At 58.3% G+C, this 5,301-nt stretch carries 1 protein-coding gene and 4 pseudogenes; 3 read left to right on the top strand and 2 right to left on the bottom strand.

The features are described 5' to 3' along the window. Positions 1 to 168, bottom strand: a pseudogene (locus tag I6F28_RS36845) (IS701 family transposase); the annotation flags it as partial. Between the two features lie 156 nt (positions 169 to 324). Here I6F28_RS36845 and I6F28_RS36840 point away from each other — a divergent pair. The 3 genes and pseudogenes from I6F28_RS36840 to I6F28_RS36830 form a co-directional block, all read left to right on the top strand. After that, a pseudogene (locus I6F28_RS36840) lies at positions 325 to 1,307 on the top strand (IS630 family transposase). A 512-nt stretch (positions 1,308 to 1,819) separates the two neighbouring features. Then, positions 1,820 to 2,857 (top strand): cytochrome c peroxidase, encoded by a 1,038-nt coding sequence (locus I6F28_RS36835; protein ID WP_518513078.1) that lies wholly within the window; start codon positions 1,820 to 1,822, stop codon positions 2,855 to 2,857. Between the two features lie 913 nt (positions 2,858 to 3,770). Then, positions 3,771 to 3,942, top strand: a pseudogene (locus tag I6F28_RS36830) (IS3 family transposase); the annotation flags it as partial. A gap of 1 nt (position 3,943) precedes the next feature. On the opposite strand, the pseudogene I6F28_RS36825 reads toward I6F28_RS36830, so the two are convergent. Next, positions 3,944 to 4,312: pseudogene (locus tag I6F28_RS36825) on the bottom strand (DDE-type integrase/transposase/recombinase); the annotation flags it as partial. Positions 4,313 to 5,301 lie beyond the last annotated feature (989 nt).

The following is a 5,301-nucleotide window of genomic DNA, read 5'->3' as shown; positions in this document are numbered from 1 at the left end:
GAACGCTCTTGCGATCGCCCGGGCCGATCAATCCCGCAACGTACAGGGGACACATCCGCTGCCGGTCTTATGACCCAACCGGTCCAGGAACGGCTTCAGCCAGCGTTCGAGTTCGTCTTCCCATTCCACCATGGTCAGCCCTCCAAGAGCCGACCACCCATGAATCATTGAAAAGTCGATTCGGGAATCCTAATAAAGAGCCCAAATCCAACAATCTGCCAAAGTAGTGCTAGTGTCCCGAGTCACAAGTTCGCAATCGTAGATTCGCATTAGATTCGCGTCGCTGTGCCAGAGATGGCGGCTGCAACAGCGACGGAGGATCTGATGGCGACCCAGCGACTTGCGCCCCTGGTATTGAGCGATGATGAGCGTGCTGAACTTCAGCCGCTGAGAATGCGGCGAAAGGCGGCGCAGGCGTTGGCTCTGAGAGCCCGGATCGCGCTGGCCTGCGCGGAAGGCGGTCAGAACAAGGAAGTGACGGCCAAGCTAGGCCTGGAGCGGGGGACGGTAGGCAAACGGCGGCGGGGCTTTGTGAAGCAGCGCGTGGCTGGGCTGCACGATGAGCCGCGCTCGGGAGCACCGAAACGTATCTGGCGGGCCTTCGGGCTCCAGCCGCACCGGCTGGAGACATTCAAGCTCTCGACTGATCCGAACTTCGTGGCCAAGGTGCGTCATGTCGTCGGGCTTTACGTCTCGCCACCGGCACACGCCATCGTCCTGTGTGTAGATGAAAAGTCTCAAATCCAGGCGCTGGACCGCAGTCGGCCGATGCTGCCGATGCGTCCCGGCCAGCCGGCCCGAAGGAGCCACGATTACAAAAGGCACGGCACCACATCGCTGTTCGCCGCCCTCGACATTGCGACCGGACGGGTTATCGGCAAGTGCTACGGACGGCACCGTGCCGCCGAGTTCCGCAAATTCCTGGACGAGATCGAGGCCGCTGTGCCGCGCCAACTCGACGTCCATCTCGTCATGGATAACTACGCCACTCACAAGACCCCGCTGATCCGGAAATGGCTGGCCAAGCGGCCGCGCTGGCATGTGCACCTGACCCTGACCAGTTCGTCATGACTCAATCAGGTCGAGCGCTTCTTACCGATTAGAAGATCAGGCGCCGCGTCTATCGCAGCGTAGCCGCCCTCAGGGCGGACATCGCCTCGTTCATCGAACGACATAACGCTGATCCCAAGCCGTTCCGATGGACCAAGTCAGCCGATGATATCCTTGCTTCCATCGAACGCTTCTGCCGTTACAATGCCCCGGTACAACACGACGCGATGTTGCGAACTTCTGGTTCAGGACACTAGACGCGATCCGGCAGACAGTTAGCTAAGTTCATCAAGCTCAGCGCCAGGCCTCATCCCGTCGTGACAGCCTGGCAGCCCCCTTTCAGGCCCATGGGACCGAAAGCCGGTTGGGGAGGGACTGACGGCGCTGCGCTAGGCACGGGGCGGAGCTTCGATCGGGCTCGTATTAATAGTGTAACGCCTGCGACATCGATTCGAATCCAATTGGAGGGAGGTTTCATCTACTCCCGGGACAGGTGCCTGCGACGTCACTGCCCCCTGCATTTCGTCGGAGAGACGCGTCGTGCCTCCTCGAAGAGCAGCAAAACACTATGCTTCGTGATTAGTCGAAGTGTTCGTGTCGGGCTAACGACAACTGTCGTGAAGCCAACATCGAACACAGAAACCCTAGACCAATTCACTCGCGCGCGCTGGCTCAGTTCCTGCATAGCAAAAGCCATCCATGCAGCGGGCGCCTCTTCTGAAGAACTGTTGTTCGGTAGCGGCGCGGCAAGATCTGGAAGTCTCACGTCATGCTCAAGGTATCGATTACTACCGTTCTGATGTGTGTCTCATGCAATGCCATCGCAAACGACGATTTGATGATGACAGCCAGACAGATCTTCAAACCGATCCCTTCTGGTATCCCCGCCCTAAAGGACAATCCCGTGACTACCGAGAAAGCGGAGCTCGGGAAGATGCTGTTCTTCGACCCTCGTCTGTCGGCGAGTGGGATCATTAGCTGCAATACCTGCCACAATCTTGGCACCGGCGGCGTAGACGCGGGTCCAACGTCAGTTGGTCACGGTTGGCAACGGGGAGCGCGGCGGGCGCCGACCGTCTACAATTCAGTGTTCAATGTCGCGCAATTCTGGGACGGACGCGCGCCGGATCTTAAGGCACAAGCCAAGGGGCCCGTTCAGGCGAGCGCCGAGATGAATGCGACTGCGGATCACGTAACGACCACACTGAATTCGATGGAAGATTATGTGGGCAAGTTCAAGCAAGCATTCCCGCGTGATACACCGCCGGTCACCTTTGACAATTTCGCGAAAGCGCTCGAGGCTTTTGAAGCGACGCTCACGACACCAGCAGCTCCGTTCGATGGATACCTGAACGGCGATGCCAACGCGCTGGATGACCACCAAAAGGCAGGATTGCGGCTGTTCGTGGACAAAGGCTGCGCCTCCTGCCACAACGGAATCAATATTGGTGGGCAGGAGTTTTTCGCGTTCGGCGTGATTGAAAGACCAGACAGCAAACTGCTTCCCCCAGCCGACCAGGGGCGTTTCGCGGTCACGAAGGCCTTCAGCGACCGATACGTGTTCCGCGCCGCCCCTTTGCGCAACGTTGCCCTGCGAGCTCCCTACTTCCATTCGGGTCAGGTTTGGACGCTCCAGGAAGCGGTAGGCATTATGAGTGAGGTGCAGCTCGGCGCCGAGCTCACCGAGAAGGAGAAGAACGATATCGTTGCGTTTCTTAATTCATTGACCGGCCGGTTACCCAAGATCGAATATCCGATACTGCCAACGCGCACAAAGGATACGCCGCCACCGTCCTTAGACAGATAGTGCTCTTGTTCACTATCCTGGTTGTTCCACGGTTTAGTCGCGGCGACGCAGCTCCGCTTTGCAGCTGCCGCAAGCCGGAGCGCGTTCAGGCTCGTCGAACCGATCTCTGAGATCGCACTGCTCCCTATCGCGAAGCACTGGATCAAGGTGAAGAGCGGCTTCGGTTCACGATGCCAGTGCAACACCTGCTAAAGGTGTTGTTGCGATGGGACGATGCTCAGCCTTGAGGAGCGCGGCCCTGGCCGGTCGCCACCCACGATCAGTCGGGAACTTAGGCGCAATTCCAAGCGAACGAAGGCTTGGGCCGGCGGCGACGAACCAATCCGCGTCCAGCAGGTGGCCGAGCGACGGCGGTTCCAAGGGAATGGCTTGATCGGACCCCAATCATCGATTTTGCTGAACTTGACCCTCAGAGTGTAAGTCGCACCATGGATGCGCGATTCCTCACAGCGTCGCGCAAGAGTTTGCTGCTGAGACACTGAATCGGCGCTGGCTTGCGACTGTTATGCCCGAACCATCAATGACAAGTTGGATCTCGTGCGCTCAGCTCCCACAACCTGCTTGGGCAGCACAGTGGAGGGTTTCCCCAGAGCATCGTGTCCGGATTACGACTAAACAATTCGCCTGACTTAGCGACAGCATGCCCTTCTTTTTGGCACCGACAGAACCACCAGCGCCGAGCTCTCCCGCGTGCTGGCGTCGTCGCAGCGTGCCTGTAGGTCATCGACAAGACGACATTTGGCTCGTGCTGCCCAGCAAAGCGATCTGACGATCTGCTGTAAGGCGACCGCGCGAGAGTGCACTGTGCGTGGTCGCGAATTGAGGATGATCTCGAACGGCACGGACGCACCTGATGCGCAATTCAGACGACCAGCTCTACTTAATGCCGAGCGCGCTCACGTCGGTGAAGTCGGACAGGGCCTTGGAAGAGGAGAACGTGAAGCTGAAGAAGCTTCTGGCCGAGCAGATGCTCGATGCCGCCGCACTTCGCGAGCTCCTTTCAAAAAATGGTAAGGCCCGCCGCTAAGCGCGCTGCGATCGCGCATCTGCAGGCTGTCATGAGCCTGTCGGAACGGCGGGCCTGCTGGCGTTGCAGGTGAACTCGGTGCCATGGTCGGACACGATCATTTCTCGCTTGCCGCGTCGCTGGACGATTGCCGTCAGTTCGCCGACCACGCGCCGCCCCGAGATCGACGTCTCCGGAATGGCGCCAGGCATTCGTTGGTGACGTCGTCGACGATGTTGAGGATGCGGAAGCGTCGGCCATTGGCGAACTGGTCGTGGACGAAGTCCAGCGACCAGCGCGCGTTCGGCCTCGCCTCGACCAGGATCGGGGCACGGGTCCCCACGGCCTTTGCGGCGAGCCCGCCTTTTGCAGACGGTGAGCCCTTCCTCGCGATAAAGCCGGTAGATCCGGTTGATGCCCGATGGCTCGCCCTCCCGCCGCAGCAAGACGTCCCGCTGCTTGACGGATTTGCAGCTCGACGCTTACAATCGAGCTCGCGAACCGAAGCATCTCGTGCTTATAAACGCTAGGATCCCTATGTGTGTCACCTCGCAACCGTGAACAGAGTCACTGGCGATTGGTTCACCAAGCATTTGGCCAACCAAATGGATCCTGCTGTTATCTGATTTTGATCAATGACGTTTCATTGCAGCCCTGCTTCTGAGCAGCCCGTCCGTCTCGTCAGACCTCCGATCTGACCGACCCCATTTGGTTACCCCAGGTGAGCCCTCAGCGACGCGCTCGCCATAGCAATGAGGTAACACCAGCAAATTTGTTGGTCGACGGCTATCCGTGGCCACAAGCTTGACGTATCAAGCTCTCTACCTTTGCCTTGACTCCTTGACCGAGAGAGCAGCGCACAGCTCCGGCATACCCCGCACAGTTCATCGCAATGACGGCTTATAGAGCTGAGGACCCATCATTGCCCTAAGGGCTGATGGGGCAGGCGGGTTATCAGGCTTACGGACTGTCGCCTGCCATTTGGAAATTGGAATACTCTAGCCATAGGCCCCGCCTCCGGACGCATTTCAAAGTCGGCCGGAGAATGTTCATTGACGTCATTTTCCTCCGTTCTTCCCATTGACTCGGAGGCGGGCTTTTCTGTCCAACTAGAAAAAGCCATCGCCATGTGTCCGATTTGCGACCTTACGTTAGAACATGACCTTGACTGTCCGATCTCTGACATGCTGTCGGTCTGGTACACTTCCTTGAAAAATTATCCCTTACTGATCAAGCTGTCGCGGTTGGCACAGGATTTGAACAGAGAGGTCCATCTACCGCAGCCGCCACGAAGCGGCGGCTACACTAACGTCGGCTGTGGCCTTTTGACGCAATGACACGAGCTGCCACATGGAGTCGGTCTCAATAGCACGTCACAAAAACTGCCCTCAATGTGGCTCTGCATTGGTCCACCTCGAGTGGCATGAACGCATCGGTG

This window comes from Bradyrhizobium sp. NBAIM14, assembly GCF_020193895.1.
Taxonomy (GTDB): domain Bacteria; phylum Pseudomonadota; class Alphaproteobacteria; order Rhizobiales; family Xanthobacteraceae; genus Bradyrhizobium; species Bradyrhizobium yuanmingense.
This window is presented reverse-complemented; position numbering and strand designations above follow the sequence as displayed.